Source organism: Roseomonas sp. TAS13, from assembly GCF_001950415.1.
Lineage (GTDB): Bacteria > Pseudomonadota > Alphaproteobacteria > Acetobacterales > Acetobacteraceae > Roseomonas > Roseomonas mucosa.
In genome coordinates, this window is the sequence record NZ_BDLP01000059.1 from 1 (window position 1) to 17,464 (window position 17,464).

At 71.8% G+C, this 17,464-nt stretch carries 14 protein-coding genes and 1 riboswitch; all 14 genes read right to left on the reverse strand.

Annotated features, from left to right (window positions below):
- Nucleotides 1–1,038: aldehyde dehydrogenase family protein (locus ROTAS13_RS07370; RefSeq protein WP_139323283.1), on the reverse strand; the 1,038-nt coding region annotated here is incomplete at its 3' end.
- Between the two features lie 77 nt (nt 1,039–1,115).
- The gene (locus ROTAS13_RS07375; RefSeq protein ID WP_075821958.1) at nt 1,116–2,243 is read right to left on the reverse strand and encodes a glycosyltransferase; all 1,128 of its coding nucleotides are present in this window, start codon (nt 2,241–2,243) and stop codon (nt 1,116–1,118) included.
- Nucleotides 2,240–3,040, reverse strand: a complete 801-nt coding sequence (locus tag ROTAS13_RS07380) for a lysophospholipid acyltransferase family protein (protein ID WP_079253389.1) — start codon at nt 3,038–3,040, stop codon at nt 2,240–2,242. The genes ROTAS13_RS07375 and ROTAS13_RS07380 overlap by 4 nt, the downstream gene beginning before the upstream one ends.
- Before the next feature lie 5 nt (nt 3,041–3,045).
- Nucleotides 3,046–4,629, reverse strand: coding sequence for an NAD(P)/FAD-dependent oxidoreductase (locus ROTAS13_RS07385; RefSeq protein WP_058389780.1), 1,584 nt, complete (start codon nt 4,627–4,629; stop codon nt 3,046–3,048).
- 14 nt (nt 4,630–4,643) lie between these two features.
- Complete coding sequence (gene crtI, locus ROTAS13_RS07390) at nt 4,644–6,224, reverse strand: phytoene desaturase family protein (protein WP_037250205.1); 1,581 nt, start codon at nt 6,222–6,224, stop codon at nt 4,644–4,646.
- An 86-nt stretch (nt 6,225–6,310) separates the two neighbouring features.
- Complete coding sequence (locus ROTAS13_RS07395) at nt 6,311–7,552, reverse strand: FAD-dependent oxidoreductase (RefSeq protein WP_058389779.1); 1,242 nt, start codon at nt 7,550–7,552, stop codon at nt 6,311–6,313.
- 147 nt (nt 7,553–7,699) lie between these two features.
- The gene (locus ROTAS13_RS07400) at nt 7,700–7,855 is read right to left on the reverse strand and encodes a DUF2474 family protein (protein WP_237719381.1); all 156 of its coding nucleotides are present in this window, start codon (nt 7,853–7,855) and stop codon (nt 7,700–7,702) included.
- Nucleotides 7,839–8,873 (reverse strand): cytochrome d ubiquinol oxidase subunit II, encoded by a 1,035-nt coding sequence (gene cydB, locus ROTAS13_RS07405; RefSeq protein WP_058389778.1) that lies wholly within the window; start codon nt 8,871–8,873, stop codon nt 7,839–7,841. The genes ROTAS13_RS07400 and cydB overlap by 17 nt, the downstream gene beginning before the upstream one ends.
- 6 nt (nt 8,874–8,879) lie before the next feature.
- The gene (locus ROTAS13_RS07410; RefSeq protein WP_019461622.1) at nt 8,880–10,343 is read right to left on the reverse strand and encodes a cytochrome ubiquinol oxidase subunit I; all 1,464 of its coding nucleotides are present in this window, start codon (nt 10,341–10,343) and stop codon (nt 8,880–8,882) included.
- Between the two features lie 91 nt (nt 10,344–10,434).
- A complete protein-coding gene (locus tag ROTAS13_RS07415; protein WP_019461621.1) occupies nt 10,435–11,025 on the reverse strand; it encodes a GbsR/MarR family transcriptional regulator in 591 nt (196 codons plus the stop codon).
- A 328-nt stretch (nt 11,026–11,353) separates the two neighbouring features.
- Nucleotides 11,354–12,745, reverse strand: coding sequence for a GntP family permease (locus tag ROTAS13_RS07420; protein ID WP_058389872.1), 1,392 nt, complete (start codon nt 12,743–12,745; stop codon nt 11,354–11,356).
- 149 nt (nt 12,746–12,894) lie between these two features.
- Nucleotides 12,895–14,724: a phosphomethylpyrimidine synthase ThiC gene (gene thiC, locus ROTAS13_RS07425; RefSeq protein ID WP_058389873.1), complete on the reverse strand. Its 1,830-nt coding sequence runs from the start codon at nt 14,722–14,724 to the stop codon at nt 12,895–12,897.
- Nucleotides 14,725–14,814: 90 nt separating this feature from the next.
- Nucleotides 14,815–14,937, reverse strand: a riboswitch (TPP riboswitch).
- A 65-nt stretch (nt 14,938–15,002) separates the two neighbouring features.
- Nucleotides 15,003–15,293, reverse strand: coding sequence for a hypothetical protein (locus ROTAS13_RS07430; protein ID WP_019461983.1), 291 nt, complete (start codon nt 15,291–15,293; stop codon nt 15,003–15,005).
- A 244-nt stretch (nt 15,294–15,537) separates the two neighbouring features.
- Nucleotides 15,538–17,464, reverse strand: a 1,927-nt coding sequence (locus ROTAS13_RS07435) for a mechanosensitive ion channel family protein (protein ID WP_075821959.1), incomplete at its 5' end; no start/stop codon positions are given.

Below are 17,464 nucleotides of genomic sequence, written 5' to 3' on the forward strand. Positions count from 1 at the left end.
CGACAGGCGCGCCTGTCGTGCCGCCTGCCAGGGCGCGACCCGGCTTTCCGGAACGATGCCGGTGGCCCGGGCAGCCCCGGCGAAGGCATCACGGGAATGGCCCACCAGCAGCACCGTGTCGGGGGCCACGCAGGTCTGTCCGGCATTCAGCGCCTTGGCGGCCAGGATGGCGCGGGCGGCACGGTCCAGCCTCGCCCCCGGCAGGACCAGGGCGGCGCATTGCCCGCCGAGCTCCAGGGTCAGCGGCGTGAGGTTCGGCGCCGCGGCCCCGGCCACCTTGCGCCCGGTTTCCGTGCCGCCGGTGAAGACCAGGTGGTCCCAGGGCTGCGCCGCGAAATCCGCCGCAACCGTGGCATCGCCCTGCACCACCCGGGCGATGCCGGGGCCCCAGGCGCGGGCGACGATCTCCTCCAGCAGCGCGGCGCAGCGGGGCGTGTGCTCGCTGGGCTTGATGGCCACGCGGTTGCCCGCCGCCACGGCCTCCAGCGCCGGCCAGAGGGCGAGCTGGATCGGGTAGTTCCAGGGCGCCATCACCCCGACCACCCCCTTGGGCACGGGCTCCGTCCAGGCCAGGCAGGGCTGGAAGGGCAGGGGGGCCAGCACCGGGCGGGGCCGCGCCCACCAGCGCAGCCAGCGCCGTGCCCGCCGCGCCGCCTGCACCGTCACCAGCACGTCGCCCAGCAGCGTGTCCTCCGCCGCGCGCCCGCCGAAATCGGCATCCGCCGCCGCCACGATCGCCTCCGACCGCCGCGCCAGCTCCGCCGCCAGCGCCGCCAGCAGCCTGCGCCGCTCCGCGACCCGTGGTGCCGGCCCGGCGGCCCGCAACGCCGCCAGCACCGCGGCGGGGGAGGCTTCGGGGGATCGGGCCTGGGAACCGGGAGGCTCTGCTTCCCGGACCCTTTGCTGAAGGAGGGGCCGCTCAGGGGGATAGTATCCCCCCGAGATCCCGTCATGAGCGCCCCGCGAGGAGGGGGATGGTTCCGCCGTTGCACCGTCTGGCGACCGGTGTCCTGCCCCTCCTCCTCGCGGAGCGCCCATAGGACCCCCAGGGACTAACGTCCCTGGGCGGGTGGGGTCCGGGGAGGGCAGAGCCCTTCCCGGAGCACCCGGTCCGATCACTCGAACGCCCCGCCGCCGGCGGAGTAGGCGCGGCCTTTCCAGGCGGCGCGGTGGCCGAGGGCGGAGCGGACCAGGGCGGTCCACTGGATCGCCAGGGCGACCAGCACGGTGGCGGGGTGGAGGGGGATGGTCCAGGAGGGCTCGCGGGACAGCCAGGTGATCAGGCCGCGCAGGGCATAGCCCAGCAGCAGCGCCAGCGCGGCCAGCGGGGCGGGCAGCAGCAGCCAGGGCAGGACATGGCCGCCGAAGAGCACGACCGTCCAGACCGGCAGGCCGAGTGGCGTCGCCATGCCTTCGCGGGCGTTCTTGAGGAAGCCGTTCCAGCTTTCGCGGAAGCCCCGGTACATGCGGCAGGTGGCGAGATGCGCGCCGGCCACCACCTCCGTCCGGTGGCCGGCGGCGCGCAGGCGGCGGGCGAGGGCCAGGCCATCATGCAACACGCCATGCAGCGCGGCATGGCCGCCGCTGGCGCGATAGGCGCCGGCTTCCACCAGGATCAGCTGCCCGCAGGCGGCGGCCAGGGCCGGGTGGCGGGTGAAGGCGCGCCCGGCGCCGGGCAGGTAGCCCAGCATCAGCAGGTTGATCGCCGGCACCGTCAGTGCCTCGCCCAGCGTGCCGATCTCCTGTCGGGGCACGCCGCTCGCCAGGGCCAGCCGGTGCCGGCGCGCATGGGCGGCCAGGGCGGCCGCCGCCTGGGGGGCGAGGCGCACATCGGCATCGATGAAGAGCAGGTGCCCGCCGCGTGCCGCTTCCGCCAACCGGGCGCAGGCATGGACCTTGCCGGTCCAGCCGGGCGGCAGGGGCGGGGCGCTCAGCAGGCGGAGACGCGGATCATGCGCCGCCAGCGCCTCCACGATGGCGGCGGTGCCGTCGCGGGAGCCGTCATCCATCACCAGCACCTCCACCTCGATGCCGGTGGAGGCCAGGGCGGCTTCGGCGCAGGCGGCGATATGGGCGGCCTCGTCGCGGGCGGGGATGAGGATCGAGACCAGGTCGCCCGCCAGTGCCCCGCCACGGTCCGGCGCCTTCGGGCGCGGCAGCAGGATGGCGTTGAGCAGGGCCATGCCCACCGGGAAAAGCACCAGGGCCAGCGCCACGATCTGCAGGACGAAGGACAGGCTCATCGGGCGTGCCGGGCGTCGAAGCCCTGCCCGCCGGCCAGGGCGCGCAGGCGGCGCCACAGGTCATAGGCGCCGCCCATCCCTTCCCGCCCTTGCAGCAGGGTGGCGAAGCGGTCCGCGTCGCGTGACATGGCATCCGCGGCCAGCCGGTCCATGGTGGCGGTCAGCGCCGCGCGCAGCTGCTCCGCGCGCTTGTCGCGCGTCAGCGCCGCCAGCTCGGTGCCGGGAATGGGTGGGCCGAAACCGGCCAGCATCTCGGGCTTGCGCTCCGTCCAGAAGGGGTATTCCAGCGCCAGCGGCAGGAAGCGCGCGGCGGGGGCGAGTTCCGGCAGGCGCAGCAGGCCCGGCACAAGGCCCACAGGCCGTTCCCGCACATCCTGGAAGCGGCCGGGCGCGTTGATCCACAAGGCATGGTCCGGCACGGCCAGCACCCGCCGCGCGGTGCGCAGAAAGGCCGCCGCGCCGCGCGGCGTGCCGCCTTCCACGCCGAAGACGCCCAGCCGCCGCATGAAGCGGTAGCGGGACAGGGCCTCCGCCTCCATCGGGATGAAGGTGCGCTGCCGGGGGAGCAGCACGGTGGAGAGCAGCATGAAGGCCACGCCGTCCCACCAGGAGGGATGGTTGGCGAAGACCACCAGCGGCGTGCCGGGCGGGCCGGGATCGGGCTGCCCCCAGCGGGCGAGGCGCAGCGCCCGCATGTGGCGGCGGCCGAAGCGCGTGAAGGCCCGGCGGAAGAAGCCGTGCCAGCGCGCGTCGTAGAGCGCAAGCGGGTCTTCCGTCGTGCCGGTGGCGTCTGGCATGGCGGCTACTCGGCCGCCTGCGGCATGTCGGCCTGCCGCAGCCCGGCCCGTTCCGCCGCGGCGCCCATGCCGCGCCCGCCGAGGTCGCGGTCCAGCGCATCCGCCGCGATCCAGCCGGACATCATCACCATCGGCATGCCGGGCCCCGGATGCGCCGCGCCGCCGGCGAGATAGAGCCCTTTCACGCTGCGCGAGCGATTGCCCGGCTTGAAGGCGCCGAGGAAGGTGCCGTGCGAGGCGAGGCCGTAGATGGCGCCGTTCAGCACCTTGTAGCGGTCGTGGATGTCCTGCGGCGTCAGGGCGCGCTCCACCACGATGCGCTCCTCGATATCCTCCAGCCCGGCGCTGCGCTTCAGCTTGTCGAGGATGGTCTGCCGGTAGGCGGGCAGCATCCGCGGCCAGTCGTGGTGCGGGCGCAGATAGGGGGTGTGGACAAGGACGTAGAGCGCCTCGCCGCCTTCCGGCGCCACGGAGGGATCGCTGGCGGAGGGCGCGGCGAGATAGGCGGTCGGGTCCGGGGCAGGCTCGCCCTTGCGGTAGATGCTGTCGAACTCCTCCTCCGCATCGCCGGAGAAGACGAAGTCGTGGTGGGCAAGGTGCTCGTAGCGCTTCCTCAGGCCCAGGTAGAGCACCACGCCGGAACAGGCGGGCTCGAAGCCCTTGCGGGCGTATTTCCGGCCGGTCTCGCCGCCCACCAGCTCCTTGTAGGTGCGGATGGCATCCATGTTGGAGATCACCGCGTCGCAGGCGATCCGCTCGCCGCCCGCGACCACGCCTTTCACGGCTCCGTCCTGGATATCGAAGCCGGTGACCTCCACGCCCGGGCGCAGATCGGCGCCGAGGTCGCCCGCCAGCTTCGCCAGCCCCTCCGCCACGGCGCGCGTGCCGCCGACGGGATACCAGACGCCCTCGCTCGCCTGCATGTCGCCGATCGAGCAGAGCACCGCCGGCGCCTTGTAGGGATTCGAGCCGACATACTGGCAGTAGTGGTCCAGCATCTGCGCCAGGCGCTCGTCCGGCACATGGTTGCGGATGACCTTCGCGACGTTCTGGCCCATGCGCAGGCTCAGCACGTCCTTCATCGTGCCGGGCTGCATGTTGCTCTTCCAGTCGATCGTGTCGAAGAGGTCCTCGACCGGCTTCCAGAAGAAGAACTTCTCCGACACGCCGTGCAGGTGGCGCGCCAGCTTCTGGAACTTCTCGTAGCCGGGGCCGAGGTTGCGGCCCGGCGCGAAATCCTCCATGGCGCGGGCCATGGCGGGCACGTCCTCGCGCAGGTCGATGCGCGTGCCGTCCGCGAAGAAGCAGCGCCATTGCGGATCGAGGCGGATCAGCGGCAGGTCGCGCGCCTGGTCGCGCCCGGCCTCGGCGAAGATCCGGCGCAGCACGCGCGGCACGGTCAGGATGGTTGGCCCCATGTCGAAGCGGAAGCGGCCGGAGCCGTCCGGCGCCTCCAGGTCGAGCACCGCCGCCTTGCCGCCGAGCCAGGGGTTCTTGTCGAAGAGCGTCACCTCGTGCCCGCGCGCCTGCGCCACCGCCGCCGCCGCGAGGCCGCCCAGGCCGGAGCCGATCACCACCACCCGTGCCATCGTTCCCCTCCCCCTCAGGCTTCCACCGCCGCGCCGGGCATCCGCGTATCCACGCCGTGCAGGCCCAGGTCGCGCAAACAGAGATCGGCGCTGATCCGCGCCCCTTCGTAGATCACCGGCAGGCCGGAGCCCGGATGCGTGCCGCCGCCGACGAGATAGACGCCCTGCACGTCATTGAAGCGGTTGCCGGGGCGGAAGGCCAGCATCTGCCGCAGGTCGTGCGCGAGGTTGAAGGTCGCGCCGAAGCCCACGGAGAACTCGTCCCGCCAGTCCTGCGGCGTCACCATGCGCTCGTACCGGATGCGCGGCCGCAGGTCGCCGATGCCGAGCTTGCGCACGCGGTCCAGGGCCAGCTCCCGGTAGTGGCGGGCCGCCTGCGCCCAGTCCAGGCCGCGGGCATTGCCCTCCCGCAGGTTGGGCACGGGGACAAGGAGGTAGAGCGCGCTGTGGCCGGGCGGGGCCATGCCGTCCTCCGTGGCGCCGGCATGTTGCAGGTAGACCGAAGGCGTCTGCGGCAACGTGCCCTCGCCGACCTCGCGCAGGTTCCGCTCGTAGTCCTCGGCCAGCAGGATGCTGTGGTGCGCGAGCTGAGGGAAACTCCCCTCCACGCCGAGATAGAGCATGAAGGTGGAGCAGGAGTACCGCGCCGCCTCGATCTTGCGGTCCGGCCAGCGTCGGCGGAGATGGTCGGGGATCAGGCGCGGCGCGGCATGGGCGAAATCCGCGTTCATCACCACCGCGTCGGCGTCGAAGCTGCGGCCGCCGCTGTCCACCCCGCGCGCGCGCCGGCCCTCGAAGCGGATGCGGTCCACCGGGCTGTCCAGGCGGATCTCCGCACCCAGGCGCTCCGCCACGCGCGCCATGGCCAGCGCCACCGCGCCGCAGCCGCCGCGTGGGTGGAAGACGCCGTGCTCGTATTCCAGGAAGCTCAGGATGGTGAAGAGGCTCGGGCAGCGATAGGGACTCATCCCGAGGTACTTGGTCTGGAAGGAGAAGGCGAGGCGCGTGCGCGGGTCGCGGAAGAAGCGCCGCATGTCCCCGTCCACCGATTTCGCCGGGCGCAAGTGCGGCAGGGCGCGCAGCAGGTCCGGCGCCATCATGTCCGTGGCGCGGGTGAAGGCGCGTTCCAGCACCGGGCGGAAGCTCTTCAGCTTGGCGCGGTTGTCGGCCAGGAAGCGGCCGAGGTTGCCCGCGTCGTGCGGGTCGAGCTTCGCGATCTCCGCCTCCATCCGCCCGAGGTCGGAGGTCGCGTCGAGCGTGACGCCGCCATCGCCCTGCTCGAACAGCAGCCGGTACTGCGGGTCGAGGCGCAGGAGCTCCACCTCCTCGCGCAGCTCGGCGCCGCAGTCGCGGAAGATCTCCTCCAGGATGCGCGGGTAGAGGAAGAAGGTCGGCCCCAGGTCGAAGCGGTAGCCGCCCGGGGCCTCCAGCCGCCGGTTGCGGCCGCCGACCACGCCGTCCTTCTCCAGGACGGTGACGCGCACACCCCGCGCGGCCAGGAGCATCGCGGCGGCAAGGCCGCCCGGCCCGGCCCCGATGACCACCGCCTGCGGGCGGTCGGACCGGATCGAGGGAGCATAGAGAGGAGCATTCATCGTGTGGTGCTGGATCCGGTCAGGCAGGGAACGGGTGGCGAACCGTCCATGTTCGTGCGAACCGCCGCGCCGCAAGACCCGCATCGTCACGGGGTGGGCCATGCTCCGGTTTTCGTGACCTGTTCCGGCGCCTTGTCCCCCGGGACGGGCGGCGGCAGGCGGCAGGAGGGGCCGCCATCCGGATCAGCCGCCGGGGGAAGCAGGTCCGGCGGGGGTTCGGCCTGCCCGGCGACCCAGGCGGCGAGGACAGGAAGGTGTTCCGGCGTGGCGGCCGCGGCGGCCAGGGCGTCGCCCAGGACCGGGCCGAACTTGAAGCCGTGGCCGGAGGTGCCGCAGAGCGCGAGGCAGCGCTCCCCCGGCCGGGCCAGGGCGATGCGTTCCTCCGGCGCGACCTCGTAGTAGCAGGCGCGGGCGCCCAGCACCCGGTAGCCCCCGGCATCGCGCAGGCGCGGCCGGGCGAGGGCGAGGATCTCCTCCGCCTCGGCCGGGCTGGCCTCGCGCGGGTCGTCGGGATCGCCGCGCAGCGAGAAGCGGTGGTCGCCGATCTTCAGCGGCGTGCCGGCCACCGGCGGCACGGCGTAGAAGCCGCCGCTGGGCGAGAGGTCCAGCACCATCGGCCCGGCCTCCCAGGCGGCGCGGTGGGTGGCGGGCGGTTCCAGGAAGACCACGATCTGGCGCGAGGGCGTGGCGCGCGGGGCCAGTTCCGGCAACAGCCTGGCGGTCCAGGGGCCGGCGGCCAGCACCAGCAGGTCGGCGCCCGCCACCGTGCCGTCCGCGAGCCGCGCCTGGCCCCGCGCGGGGTCCACGGCCTCCACCCGCGCCCGGCGCAGCGTGACGCCGGAGGCCTCCAGGTGGCGCGCGAGGCCCGCCACGATGCGTTCCGCCAGCAGCACGCCGCCGGTGGGCAGGAAGGCCACCTCGGCGAGTCCGGCCGGATCGAGCATGGGGAAGCGGGCGGTGAGGGTGGCGGGCGGGATCTCCTCCATCCGGTGGCCCGCCGGTCCCAGGGTGGCGCGGCTGGCGGCTAGCCAGCTGTCGCGCGCATCCGCCAGCATCAGCGTGCCGGTGGGGATGTAGGGCGTCTCGCCGATCGCGGCGAAGAGGCTGTCCCAGGCCCGGTGGGCGCGGTCCACCATGCGCATATAGACCCTCTCCGCCCCATAGGCGTGGCGGATCAGCCGGTGATGGTCCACCGAGGAGCCGCGCGGGTTGGGGCAGGTGTCCTGCTCCAGCACCTCCACCGCCCAGCCCGCCCGGCGCAGTGCCCGGGCGGAGCAGAGTCCCATGATGCCGCCGCCGACCACCAGCGCCTTTCCGATCCCCGCCATGCCACGCTGCTCCCCTGCCGGCCACGCCGCCCTGCCCGGCGCGAATCAGCGCCGGGGCGAGGAAGGCTGGACCAGGAGGGGATGAGGCGGAAGCCGCCCGCGCCGGTATCCGGGGCGGCGATCGTCCCGGACGGCGCGGGGCGGTGCTCAGGGATGCAACAGGCTGCGGAGCAGGAAGGCCACGGCGCCCACCGCCACGACGCCGCCGAGCCAGAGCAGCACGAACCAGCCGAGGCGACGCCAGCGGCTGCCCGGCGGCGTGGGGTCCCGCATGGCGCCGCGCCCGTCAGTGATAGCCGGCACCGGCCCGCACCTTGCCGCGGAACAGCCAGTACACATAGCCCGTGTAGCCCAGGATGATCGGCAGCAGCACCACGGCGCCGACCAGCAGGAAGATCTGCGAGGAGGCCGGGGCCGCCGCCTCCCAGATGGTGATCGAGGGCGGCACGATATGCGGGTACATGCTGATGCCGAAGCCGACATAGGTGATCAGGAAGATCCCCAGCGCCAGCACGAAGGGCTTCGCATCCGCCCAGAGCCCGTGCTGGTCCGCATCCCGCACCGCGCGGAAATACAGCCAGGCCAGCGCCAGCACGATCACCGGCACCGGGGCGGCGAGGACGATGTTCGGGAAGCTCAGCCAGCGCGCCGCGAAGGCGGGTTGGAGGAAGGGCATGGTGACCGACACCACGAGGATGAAGAACAGCAGCACCGCCATCATGCTGCCGGCCTGCCGCCGGGCGCGGTCATGCAGCGCGCCCTCGGTCTTCCACAGCAGCCAGCAGGCACCGAGCACCCCGTAGCCGGTGACGAGCGCCAGGCCGGTGAAGAGGGAGAAGGCGGTCAGCCAGTCCCACCAGCCGCCGGCATAGGCGTTGTTCGCGACCGGGATGCCCTGCACGAAGGCGCCCAGCGCGATGCCCTGGCAGAAGGCGGCGACGTAGGAGCCCCAGGAGAAGGCGCGGTCCCACCATTTCTGCTGCGTCTCGTTGGCGGCGCGGAAGCGCATCTCGAAGGAGACGCCCCGGAAGACCAAAGCCAGCAGCATCAGGATGACGGGCATGTAGAGCGCCGGAAGGATGATGGAGAAGGCGAGCGGGAAGGCCGGCATCAGCCCGACGCCGCCCAGCACCAGCCAGGTCTCGTTGCCGTCCCAGACCGGGGCGATGCTGTTCACCGCCACGTCCCGGTCCTCCTTGTCCGGCATGACCGGAAAGAGGATGCCGACGCCGAGGTCGAAGCCGTCGAGGCAGACATAGACGAAGACCGCGACGGCGATGAGGAAGGCCCAGATGAAGGCCAGGACATGGGGGTCGAGCATCGCGCCTCACTCCGCCGGCTGGGTCTGGGGACGCGGGTCCGGCCCGCGCCGGGCCGAAGGCGCCGGGGTGGTGCCCGCCGAGCGGATCGGCTTGTCGGTGGGCGGCCCTTCCTCATGCGCCTGCGGCGTCTGCGAGAAGAGGCGGAAGAGGAACCAGATGCCGGCGCCGAAGACGATGAAATAGACGATGGCGAAGGCCACCAGCGAGGTGGCCACGGCCGGTGCCCCGATCGGCGCGACGCTGTTCGCCGTGGTCAGGTGGCCATAGACGGTGAAGGGCTGGCGCCCGGCCTCGGTCACGATCCAGCCCGCCGTCACCGCCAGCAGCCCGGCCGGGCCCATGGCGATGGCGGCGCGCAGCAGCCAGGGCGTGTCGTAGAGCCGTCCGCGCAGGCGCAGCACGAGGCTGCTCAGCCCCAGCCCGATCATCAGCAGGCCGAGCGCCACCATGACGCGGAAGGCGAAGAAGACCAGCGGGATGTTGGTCGGCCAGTGGTCGCGCGGCAGGTCCTTCAGCCCGCGCACCTCGCCGGTCCAGCTATGGGTGAGGTAGAGGCTGGCGAGGTTCGGGATGCCGATCTGCAGCCGCGTGCGCTCCTCCTCGGCCGAGGGGATGCCGAAGAGGATGGCAGGGGCACCGCGCTCCGTCTCGAAATGCCCCTCCATGGCGGCGAGCTTGGCCGGCTGGTGGTGGAAGGTGTTGCCGCCATGCAGGTCGCCCAGCACCGCCTGGATGGGCGCCACGATGGTGAGCATCCACATCGCCATGGACAGCATCACCCGGGCGCGCGGATTGGGCTCCCGCGTGCCGAGCGTGTCGTTGCGCCGCTCCCGCAGCACGTGGAAGGCGCCGACCGCGCCGACGATCAGGGCGGTGGTGAGATAGGCGCCGGTGACGGTGTGGGCGAAGCGATAGGGGAAGGAGGGGTTGAAGATGATCGCCCACCAGTCCTCCGGATGGAAGCTGCCGTCGGGCGCGATGCTGAAGCCCTGCGGCGTCTGCATCCAGGAATTGGCGGACAGGATCCAGAAGGCGGAGAAGCAGGTGCCGATGGCGACGAGGCAGGTGGCGGTGAAGTGCAGCCCCTTGCCCACGCGTTCCAGCCCGAAGAGCATCACGCCGAGGAAGCCGGCCTCCAGGAAGAAGGCGGTCAGCACCTCGTAGCCGAGCAGCGGCCCCAGGATCGGCCCCGCCAGGCGCGAGAGCCCCGACCAGTTGGTGCCGAACTGGTAGGACATGACGATGCCCGAGACCACGCCCATGGCGAAGGCGATGGCGAAGATCTTCAGCCAGTAGCGGAAGGTGTCGAGATAGACGGCATCTCCCGTCCAGAGCCAGCGCGCCTCCAGCACCGCGAGATAGGAGGCGAGACCGATGGTGAAGGCGGGAAAGAGGAAGTGCCAGACCACCACGAAGGCGAACTGGAAGCGGGCGAGGTCCAGCGCGCTGGGCAGCAGGGACTCGATCATGGGCGGGGGCTCCACGGATTCGGGCTTCGCGCTTCGTCAGTTGAGCGCAGTTGGCGAAGGGAGATGGGTCACAAAAGCGGGGGCTTGCGCCTCAGCCCTCTTTTCCGGGAATGGCTTCCCCCGGCAGGCGCGGGCCGCGCGCGATGGAAACCAGCCGGTCCTTGGCATCCAGCAGCCGGGTCACGCGCGCGCCGAGCGACAGGAGCATGGCCAGGCGCTCCGTCTCCAGCGTCTTCACGTCGTCGTACCAGCGGCCGAGCTGCTCGATCAGCTCGTGCATCTCCGCCATCCGGTCCTGGGCGTGGCGCTCCGCCTCGCTGCCGGGCTGCTGCATCAGCAACTCCCGCAGCACGGACAGGGTTGGGTCCACCTCCCGCTTCTTCCGTTCCTCGGCCAGGGTGCGGAGGATCTGCCAGACATCGCCGGGGGTGGTGAAGAAGTCCCGCCGGTCGCCGGGCCGGTGCCGCAGCACCACGAGGTTCCAGGCCTGCAGTTCCTTCAGCCCCATGGAGGTGTTGGAGCGCGAGATCCCCAGGCCTTCCACGATCTGGTCGGCGCAGAGGGGCTCCTCCGACACATAGAGCAGGGCGTAGATCTGCCCCACCGTGCGGTTGATGCCCCAGCGGCTGCCCATCTCGCCGAAATGCAGCACGAAAGCCTGGGTGAGGGGGGGGAGGTCCATGGCGTCCGGTTATTTCAGTAATTTCTGAAGTTTCAATATGGACCGAAAACAAAGAAGGCAAGTCCCCTTTGCGCGAGGCCGGAGCTTCATGTTCTGCGCCCGGATGGATAGCATCGGGGCGGCCGGCATTGGTGCATGTGCGAATGGGCCGCGCTCGCCGTTTCCCGGCAGGCGGGATGGGGGAGGTAGCCGGAGTGCCGCGCAAGGGCGCGACGCGGCCCGCCGGACGCGGCCGGAACGCCCTCACGCCCGGCGGGCAACTCGTTTCCATCACCGAGCGCCCGATCTACATGGCCCCCTGAACCCGGGCTGGCTGCCCCCCGCGCCGTCAGCCCATCCAGCCCGCGGGGCCCCAGAGCAGGGCGGTCAGCACCAGCCCCGTCACGGACACGATGGTCTGCAGCACCGACCAGGCCCAGACCGTCTGGCCGAGGCGCAGGCCGAAGAACTCCCGGATCATCCAGAAGCCCGCATCGTTGACGTGGCAGAAGAAGACCGAGCCCGAGCCGATGGCGAGCACGAGGAGCGAAGTCTGCGCCGGGGTCAGGCCGAAGCCGCCGACCAGGGGCGCCATCAGCCCGGCCACCGCCGTGGTCGCCACGGTGGCGGAGCCGGTGGCCTGCCGCAGGCAGACGGCGATCAGCCAGGCGAGCAGCACCAGCGGCATGCCGGTGTCCTGCGCGATCTTGCCCAGGGTGCCGGTGATGCCGGCCTCCACCAGCACCTGTTTGAAGCCGCCGCCCGCGCCGATGGTCAGCAGCAGGATGGCGATGGGCGGCAGGGCGGCGCTCATCACCTTGCCCACCTCGGTCCGCGTGGCGCCGCGGGCCCAGCCCAGGGCGATGGCGGCGAAGACCACGCTGGCCGCCAGGGCCACGATGGGGGCGCCGACGGCCTCCAGCAGGGTCCGCGCCGCGCCGGGCGGCAGCGCCACCTGCGCCACGGTGCGGCAGAGCATCAGCGCGACCGGCAGCAGCAGCACCAGCAGCGACAGGGTGAAGGAGGGGCGGGAGCCCGGCGTGACCCAGGCCTCGCCATGCTGCTCCTCCTTCCTTTGCGTCGCGGCCTGCCCGGCCTCGCGCATCGAGGGGATGCGCACGATCACCTTGCTGTAGAGCGGCCCGGCCAGGGCCACCGCCGGCACCGCGATCAGCAGGCCGAAGCCCAGGGTCAGGCCGAGATCCGCATGGAGCTGCGCGATGCCGATCAGCGGCCCGGGATGCGGCGGCACCAGCGCGTGCAGCGTCGTCATGCCGGCAAGCGCGGGGATGGCGACCTGCATCACCGGCAGCTTCGTCTTCCGCGCCATGGCGAAGATGATCGGGATCATGATGACCAGCCCGACCTCGAAGAAGAGCGGCAGGCCGATCAGCATGGCCACCAGCGCCAGCAGCCAGGGCAGGCTGCGCGCCGTGGCATGCTGCAGCACGCCGTCCACGATGCGGTCGGCCGCGCCGCCCGCGGTCAGCAGCCCGCCCAGCATGGCGCCGAGGGCGATCACCACGCCGATATCGCCCAGCACGCCGCCCGCGCCATGCTCGAAGGCGGGGGTGAGCTTCTCGATCGGCAGGCCGGTGATGGCGGCGAAGACGCCGGCGCCCAGCATGATGGCGAGGAAGGCCGCGATCCGCCCCCAGGCGATCAGCAGCACGATCGCGCCCAGCGCGACGGCGGCGGCGATGAGAAGAAGCGTGTCGCCGCTGTTCCAGGCCGCTGTCATGGATATCTCTCCACCAGTCCGGATGGAGGCTCCCGCAGGGCGAAAACCGTGTCAAAGCAGGGCAGCCATGTGACCGCCCGCGAGACGATCCGGATGCGTGGCAAATCCTATGCCGGGGCGGGGGCACCCCCCGCCCCGGCGTGCCGGCCCTATTCCGCGGCGGGGCTGTAGATCTGGCTGCCGCCGTCGCGGAAGCGTTCCGCCATCTCGGCCATGCCTTCCTCGGCGGCGGCGCGGATGGCCTCGTCGCGGATGTCCTGGCTGATCTTCATGGAGCAGAACTTGGGTCCGCACATGGAGCAGAAATGCGCGACCTTGTGCGCCTCCTTGGGCAGCGTCTCGTCGTGGTAGGCGCGCGCCGTTTCCGGATCGAGGCCGAGGTTGAACTGGTCCTCCCAGCGGAACTCGAAGCGCGCGCGGCTCAGCGCATCGTCCCAGGCCCGCGCCGTGGGGTGGCCCTTGGCGAGGTCGGCGGCATGGGCGGCGATCTTGTAGGCGATCACGCCGGCCTTCACGTCGTCGCGGTCCGGCAGGCCCAGATGCTCCTTCGGCGTGACGTAGCAGAGCATCGCCGTGCCGAACCAGCCGATCATCGCCGCGCCGATGGCCGAGGTGATGTGGTCATAGCCCGGCGCCACGTCGGTCGTGAGCGGACCGAGCGTGTAGAAGGGCGCCTCGCCGCAGACCGCGAGCTGCTTGTCCATGTTGGCCTTGATTTTGTGCATCGGCACATGGCCGGGGCCCTCGATCATCACCTGGCAGTCGTGCTTCCAGGCGACCTGGGTCAGCTCGCCCAGCGTTTCCAGCTCGGCGAACTGCGCCGCGTCGTTGGCATCGGCGATGGAGCCCGGGCGCAGGCCGTCGCCCAGCGAGAAGGCGACGTCATAGGCCCGCATGATCTCGCAGATCTCGTCGAAGCGGGTGTAGAGGAAGCTTTCCCGGTGATGCGCCAGGCACCACTTGGCCATGATCGAGCCGCCGCGCGAAACGATGCCTGTGACGCGCCGCGCGGTGAGCGGCACATGGGCGAGGCGCACGCCGGCATGGATGGTGAAGTAGTCCACGCCCTGTTCCGCCTGCTCGATCAGCGTGTCGCGGAACACCTCCCAGCTCAGGTCCTCGGCCACGCCGCCGACCTTCTCCAGCGCCTGGTACAGCGGCACCGTGCCGACCGGCACGGGGGCGTTGCGCAGGATCCATTCGCGCGTGTCGTGGATGTTGCGCCCGGTGGAAAGGTCCATGATGGTGTCGGCGCCCCAGCGGATCGCCCAGACCATCTTGTCCACCTCCTCCGCCACCGAGGAGCTGACCGCGGAATTGCCGATATTGGCGTTGATCTTCACCAGGAAGTTCCGCCCGATTGCCATCGGCTCGGATTCCGGGTGGTTCACGTTGTTCGGGATGATGGCGCGGCCGCGGGCGATCTCGTCGCGCACGAATTCCGCCGTCACCACATCGGGGATGCTGGCGCCGAAATCCTCGCCGTCGCGGATGACCTCGCGCAGCATCTCGCGGCGCATGTTCTCGCGGATGGCGACGAACTCCATCTCCGGCGTGACGATGCCGCGCCGGGCATAGGCCATCTGCGTCACCGCCGCGCCGGCCTTCGCCTTCAGCGGGCGGATGCGGCCGGGGAACTGCGGCACGCGGTGGCTGTCGGACACGTTGCCGTTGTCCTCCGGCCGGATGGCGCGGCCCTCGGTCTCCTCCACATCGCCCCGGGCGCGGACCCAGGCGTCACGGATGCGGGCGAGGCCGCTCGCGATGTCCACCTTCGCCTCGGGGTCGGTATAGGGGCCGGAGGCGTCGTAGAGCGTGACGGGCGGCTCCTTGGCGGAGGGATGCACCGCGATCTCGCGAAAGGGCACGCGGAAGCCGCGCGCCGGGCATTCCACATAGACGCGGCGGGAGCCCGGGATCGGGCCGGTCACGACCTCGCCGATCGCCGGCGGGGATTTCGGGGGAAGGCTGTCTGGCACGGTCGGATCTCCTGCACCTGCGCATGGTCGGAGATCCGGGTCGTCTGGTGTGACGTCGGGGTGGGACGCCTACGGAATCATATCCCGGCCCGTGGCGGCCCGTTCCTGTCCCTTCGCCGGCATGACCCGGATCAGGTTCAAAGGGTCAGCGCGGCGGGCAGGATGCCCCAGCGCTATCTCAGCCCCTGGACCGGGACCCCCCTTGGAACATGCCCGCATCAGGGCCACGCGGCGCGGGCCGTGTCAACGGGCGCGGCCGCCCTCGCGGCTTCGTGTGCTCAGGCGGCGACGGCGAGCACCGCGGGGCCGCGCTCCATCTCGCCCTGCTCCACCTGGAGCTCCAGCACGCCGACGAGGCGGGCGAGGTCGCCGCGCACGAGGTTCACCATCTCCGCCGGCATGGCCTTCATGCCGAAGGACAGGCGCAGCGTGCCGCCCTCGCGGTGCGAGGCGAAATGGTCGGGCACGAGGTCGCGCTTGGCGAAAGGCTGCATGGCGCGCGGCAACAGGCCGGGCGAGGGCTCGGCGAGCAGGCTGAAGCGGGCGGCGACGGGAAGGTGGTCGGACATGGCTCTGGAGGCCTCCGGACAAAACGCGGCGAAGAGGGGGTGACGGATCATTGTCCCGGCCGCTCTTCGCCCGCCTCGGAGGGGGATGGCCCCCCGGGCGGCGCTCAGGCGACCGGGCGTGTAATTCGCCGCGTGAAGGTCCGGACCGTCATGCTTGCGAGCCTAGGACGGGCTTCGGGCGGCTGTACAGGCGGCCCGGACAAAACCGGCGCGGAGCTGGCCCGCGCCGGAGGCATGGCAGAGGTCAGGCACTCGCGCCGGTCGCATGCATCTGGTCCTCCTCCGTGGCGGCCTTGCGCCAGGGGGAAGGGATGACGATGCCCAGCTCCTCGAACCTCGCCTGGATGCGGCGGTTCATCTCCCGCCCCACCGGGAAGCGCTGCGAGGGCTCGGTCTTCAGCCGGGCGCGCAGCACCACGCCGGTCTCCAGCAGGCGATCCACGCCCATGACGTCCAGGTCGTCGCGGATCGCGCCGCTCCAGCGTGCCTCGGCCCGCATCTCCTTCGCGATCTGGCGCAGCACCTCGGCCACGCGGTCGGTGTCCTCGCCATAGGAGAGCGAGAATTCCAGCATGGCGAAGGCGAAGTCGCGGGTCATGTTGGTGACCGAGGTGACGGCGGAGAAGGGGATGATGTGCACTGACCCGTCCACCGCGCGCAGGCGGATGGAGCGGATCGAGAGCCGCTCCACCACCCCGGTCTGCGGCGGCGTGCCGAGGGTGACGCTGTCGCCCACCGCCACCGCGTCCTCCAGCAGCAGGAAGAGGCCGGTCACCACGTCCTTCACCAGCGTCTGCGAGCCGAAGCCGATGGCCACGCCGACGACCGAGGCGCCGGCGATCAGCGGCGCCACGTTGACCCCGATCTCGCTCAGCACGTTCAGCACCAGGAAGATCAGGATCACGATCATCAGCGCCGTGCGCATCATCGGCAGCAGGGTGCGTACCCGGGCCGAGCGCGCAGCCTGGCCCTCGCGCGAGGCCTTGGTGAGCTGGCGGGCGATGGCGCTGTTCGCCACCTCCCACACCAGGATGGCCACCAGCGCGCTGACGCCGATGGAGCCCAGCGCCCCCAGGATGCGCGAGCCCAGCCGCCCCTGGGTGAACCAGGCGAAGGCGCCGATGCCCCAGGCCTCCAGCAGCAGAAGCAGGGCCGCCACGGTCAGCACGCCGCTCACCAGGCTGCGCAACAGGGGCCCGTAGCGGGTGGCGCGCAGCTCCAGCCCGGGATAGCGGGCGGCGAGGCCGGCGGGAAGCGCCATGGCGCGGTCCAGGAGCTGGCGCAGGCCGACATCGAGCCCCTTGGCCACGCCCAGGATCAGCAGCGTCGCCCCGGTGCCGCGCAGCAGGCGCGAGAAGCCGTCCGGTACCTCCAGCGCCCAGACGCCCCAGAGCGCGAGCAGCCAGAGGATCACCACCACGTGCCAGATCTCGGCCAGGCGGTTGCGCAGCGTGCGCAGCGCGGCGCGGGATCCCGAGGGCTCCTCGCCGGGCGGCAGGGCCGGGGCGCGCAGCAGCCCGGCGACCACCTGGCGCTTCTGCACCACGACGATGACCAGCATCAGCGAGACCAGCAGCATGATCAGCCGGATGATGCCGTCATGCACCGCCCAGGGGACGCCGAACTGCAGGCTGGCCTCCGCCAGCGCATAGCCGAAGACCGACAGCCCCACGATGCGGCGCAGCCAGCGGGTGAAGTAGGCCGCCGTCTCGTCCGGCATGCGGACCAGCCGCAGATGCGCCGAGGCGGGCGAGAGCAGCATGCGCGAGGCCATCATGATGGCCCGGCACAGCACATAGGCATTGTTGATGGTGAGCAGCACCAGCTCCGTGGTGGGCAGGGGGCGCACCGCCTCCACCATCGGATAGGCGACCAGGGCGAAGCCCAGCACCGGCAGCAGGTCCAGCAGCAGGCGCCCGGCCACGACGGGCACGCGGCGCAGCCAGTTCCAGCGGCCGCCCGGGGCCGGGGCCATGGCGTCCAGCCGCCGGCGCGGCACGCGCAGCAGGTGATAGACCGCGATCTCCGCCAGCACGCCCAGGCCGAAGGTCAGCAGCATCTTCCAGGCGGCATCGGTGATGCGGACCCGCGCCACCGGGTCGCGCGCCACGCCGGAGGCCCAGGAGGCCACGGCCGGCAGGTCGGCGAGCACGCGGGCACCGGCCATGACC